Annotated in this window: 3 protein-coding genes; 2 read left to right on the top strand and 1 reads right to left on the bottom strand. The window is 55.4% G+C overall.

What is annotated here, in order from left to right; all coding sequences use genetic code 11:
* The coding region (locus tag AB5405_RS08135; RefSeq protein ID WP_368138135.1) for a DNA gyrase subunit A at positions 1-1,825 on the top strand (1,825 nt) is incomplete at its 5' end.
* A 247-nt stretch (positions 1,826-2,072) separates the two neighbouring features.
* Positions 2,073-3,167 carry a DUF8462 domain-containing protein gene (locus AB5405_RS08130; protein WP_368138134.1) on the top strand — a complete coding sequence of 365 codons (1,095 nt, stop codon included), beginning with the start codon at positions 2,073-2,075 and terminating at the stop codon, positions 3,165-3,167.
* A 107-nt stretch (positions 3,168-3,274) separates the two neighbouring features.
* Here AB5405_RS08130 and AB5405_RS08125 read toward each other — a convergent pair whose 3' ends face one another.
* Complete coding sequence (locus tag AB5405_RS08125) at positions 3,275-3,805, bottom strand: flavodoxin family protein (protein WP_368138133.1); 531 nt, start codon at positions 3,803-3,805, stop codon at positions 3,275-3,277.
* Between the last annotated feature and the right edge of the window lie 702 nt (positions 3,806-4,507).

Genomic DNA, 4,507 nt, shown 5'->3' with positions numbered 1-4,507 from the left:
GCGTTATACCGAAGCCAAGCTCTCCCCCATCAGCGCCGAGATCTTCAAGGACATCGACAAGGACCCGGTCGACTTCGTTGACAGCTACGACGGCGCCATGAAGGAGCCGCGCCTGCTGCCCACCACGTTCCCCAACATCCTTGTCTCGGCCAACAAGGGCATCGGCGTCGCCATGGCGTCCGATATCTGCGGTTTCAACCTCAACGAGGTCTGCACCGCCACAATGCACTACCTCAAGGATCCCGACTGCGACCTGCTCGAATATATGCCCATGCCCGACTTCTCGACCGGCGGCGAAATTATCTACCGCCGCGAGGAGATGGAAAAGATTATCGAGACCGGCCTGGGCAGCTTCCAGATCCGCTCCCGTTGGCGCTGGATTCCCGAAGAGCGCATTATCGAGGTCTACGAGATCCCCTACACCACCAAGACCGATGTCATTATCGAGCGCATCGTCAAGCTCTCCAAAGAGGGCAAGGTCAAGGAGATCGCTGACATCCGCGACGAAACCGACCTCTCGGGCTTGCGCATCGCCATCGACCTTAAGCGCGGCGTCGACCCCGACAAGCTCATGGCCAAGCTCTATCGCACGACCACGCTGCAGGATTCGTTCTCGTGCAACTTCAACGTGCTGGTCGATGGTTACCCTCGCGTTATGGGCGTGCGCCAGATCCTGCACGAGTGGGTCAAGTGGCGTATTGAGTCCACGCGTCGCCGCATTAACTTTGACCTAGGCAAAAAGTCCGAGCGCCTGCACCTGTTGCACGGCCTCGAGGCGATCTTGCTCGACATCGACAAGGCGATCGCCATCATCCGTGGCACCAAGCTCGAAGCCGAGGTCGTGCCCAACCTTATGAAGGGTTTCGACATCGACGAGACCCAGGCCGAGTTTGTTGCCGAGCTTAAGCTCCGCAACATCAACGAGGAGTACATCCTCAACCGCACCAAGGACATTGCCAAGCTTGAGGGCGAGATTGCCGAGCTTGAGGAGATCCTCTCCAGCGAGGAGAACATCAAGAAGGTCATCGGCGACGAGCTGGCCGCGGTCAACAAGAAATACGTGATGCCGCGCCGCACGGGCAGGATTGAGCCCCACGAGGTTATCGAGGTAAGCTTGGAGCCCGAGGTCGAGGAGTACCCGGTTACCATCATGCTCTCGCGCGATGGCTATCTTAAGAAGATGACGGACCGCGTGCTCAAGAAGGCGACCACGCTCAAGTACAAGGACGGCGACAAGCCCTTTATCGAGTTCCCGTCCTCCAATACGCACGAGCTGCTCGTGTTTACCAACAAGAGCCAGGTGTATAAGTGCAAGGTTGCGGCGTTTGAGGACACCAAGTCGGCCCAGCTGGGCTCGTACCTGCCGACCGATCTTGAGATGGACCCCGATGAGAGTGTCATCTGGGTCATCGACCCCGAGGATTACAAGGCCGATGTGCTGTTTGTCTTTGAGAACGGCCGCGTGGTACGCGTCGCGCTTTCTGGATACGTCACCAAGACCAACCGTAAGCGCCTTAAGAACGCAATCTATGGCGGCAGTAAGCTGCTGTATGCCCAGGTGCTCAAGGAAGATCGCGACATCGCGCTGGTCTCGAGCGACTACCGTCTGATGAACTTCAACACGTCGTTGCTCAAGACCAAGACGACCACCAACACGCAGGGCGTCCAAGCCTTTACCGCCAAGAAGGGCCGCTCGGTCACCACCGTCGGCACAACCGAGGAGATCCTTGGCGCCGGTGTCTCTGCCGAGAAGTTTACCGCGCAGAGCCTGCCCTCCGCCGGTGCCCTCATGAAGGAAAACGACATGCCGAGTTTGTTTGACTAGGTACCACGGCAACGAGATCGTTAGATACTTCGCAAAGCGACGAGGCCCGGAACGCAACGGCATTGCGCCCGGGACTCGTCGTTTTTCTTCTCAACTATTTTTTAACGCAGATAAATTGATTTCTGCTTATTTTTCTGCGTAAAAAATGTCAGCGCCACTGCTTCGATGCCCTTTGGTCAGTCGTTAGCAAAACTTGCAAAAGTTAGCAAAACTTGCAAAAATTAGCAAAACTTGCAAAGGAGCTACCATGGAGTACAGCAAGAACCCCTTTACCCCGACGTTCGGAAGCGTCCCTCCCTTTCTAGCGGGTCGCGAGCATATCCTGCGTGACATCAACCGTGGCTTTATCAACGGCCCGGGAGATCCCAACCTGTCAACCATTTTTACTGGCGCAAGGGGAACGGGCAAGACGGCGCTTCTCTCGCTCCTTTCAGAAACGGCGCTTGAACACGGCTGGATCGCAGCAAATGTCTCCGCCATGCCAGGCATGCTCGAAGATATTATCGAGCGAACCAAAGAAGCCGCAGATAGCTACCTCTCACAGCCTCACGCGCGCATAAACGGTGTTCAAATTGGCCCAGTGGGCATCGATTGGACATATGCTCAAGAGGCTCAGGGCAACTGGCGCACGCGCATGAATGGCATCTTTAAGCAACTCGAAAAACATGACATCGGACTTCTCATCACCATCGATGAAGTCACCGTCGATCTCGAAGAAATGCTTCAATTTGCCTCTGTTTACCAGCACTTTGTACGCGAAGGTAAAAAAGTTGCCCTACTCATGGCAGGACTGCCCTACAAAGTATCGGCGTTGCTGCGTAACGATTCCGTCTCGTTCCTCAGGCGTTCCCAATATCATCAGTTGGGACGAATCACTGACGTTGAAATTGCAAACGCATTCCGCAAAACCGTTGAGGCCGGAGGCCGCTCAATCACGCCAGAAGCGCTCGAGGATGCCGTGAAGGCCGTCGACGGATTTCCCTATATGATGCAGCTCGTCGGATATCGCACATGGGATGTTTCGGAGAACTCGCCCAAAATCAGTGCACCTGATGTACAGCAGGGTTCTCTGCTTGCCCGCATGGAGCTGCGCGATCGAATTCTCGAAACGACCTATCGGGAGCTTTCCGATAAAGACATTGAGTTTTTGCTCGCGATGCTGCCCGATTCTGGCCCCAGCAGGACCTCGGAGATAGCCAAACGCATGGGCGTCGCCAGCAACTACGCAAGCCAATACAAACGCCGCCTCCTCGAGGACGGCGTTATCGGGGAACGTGGGCGTGGTCTCGTTGGCTTTGACATCCCCGCATTCAGGGAGTTCCTGAGCGAGAAAGTCTCCTAGCACGCGGAGATTGTCCATAAGGACATCAACGCATGGCAATCAGTAATCCTCTTGGTAAGGGAAGTAGGCTTTCCGCCAACGCTGATTGCCATGCGTTCTTCTTGTCCTTAGGCGAGTTTGCGAGCGAGCTCTCGCACCTCTTCCAACTTGGGCGAGGAGGCCATGCTGTCGCGCTCGGTCATACCGCTGATGGTGACAATGCCCTGGTCCTCCCACTTGCAGTACGCGCAGGCTGACTTGTACATAGCGATCGCCGCATCATAGACGCCCTCGCTGTGGCTATCGAGCAAAAGGGCCGTCTTGGTGAACGGGAAGCCCGTAGCACCGAAGGCGTACAGGCGGTCGATGGCGGCCTTCTCCTGCGCAGTGATATCAAACCAGTAGATAGGCGAAGCGAAGACAACCATGTCGGCGCCTTTCAGCGGCTCGATCACGTCGGCCATGTCATCCTTCTGCACGCAAGTGCCCTCATGGGCGAAGCAATACTGGCACCCCAAGCAACCAGCGATCTTTTTGCCGGCAACGCGGATGACCTCGACCGTATGGCCGGCCTCGCGCGCGGTCTCGGCAAACGCCTCAACCATGGTGTCGGTATTGGCGCCCTTACGCGGACTGCCGCTCAATACAACGATATTCATAGAAATCTCCCTCCCTCATGCCGCAGGCGCGCGGCATATTTTTTGTTTTAACCAAAACGTATGGAGTTATTCAATCGCCTCGTTTCAGCTACTCCCACTCGACAATAGGAGCCACTGGCCAAAAGCCTGTCAACATCAAAACAAGTTCTCAATCCGTCGATTCTACGTGAGGCAATGATCCTCATTTGATACCCGCGCTGTTTGCGCACTAGGAAGCAAAGGAATCTGGCCACCACTCAAATAAGATCACCGCCATCTTGCATAAACGACGCCATGTTAAGGTGCCTGACGCCATCCCTCTCCTGCAATAGAGAATCAAGCGTGAACAAGTAACGCGGATACCCATCCCTGATGTGGCCGAACGGCCTGTACTCGCGCTCCTCGACGTCTCTGTCGGCAATCGACATAGAGGCCTGGATGTAGGCGTAAGCATTGCGCCTACGAGCGATGAAGTCACACTCGAGCTTCCCAATACGGCCCACAGAAAGCTCGTACCCGCGCGATGCAAGATAGAGGTAGATCTTCACGTCGGTATATACGCAAGATGCACCCCTTTTTCTCATCGTCCATTTCATCAGTTATGGGGGTGCTTTTTTACATTTTATAAAAAAGCGTACCGATAACTTATGGCTCTGTTAGACCAGGATTGACATGCCGACCTGCCGGCTAACTCGCCGTCTCCCCGTCGGGCGCCGGCGTCTT

Origin of the sequence: Collinsella aerofaciens (assembly GCF_040920445.1) — a bacterium.
GTDB classification, from domain to species: domain Bacteria; phylum Actinomycetota; class Coriobacteriia; order Coriobacteriales; family Coriobacteriaceae; genus Collinsella; species Collinsella aerofaciens_BH.
Note: the sequence above shows the minus strand (reverse complement) of the source record. Positions and strands in the feature narration are given on the sequence as shown.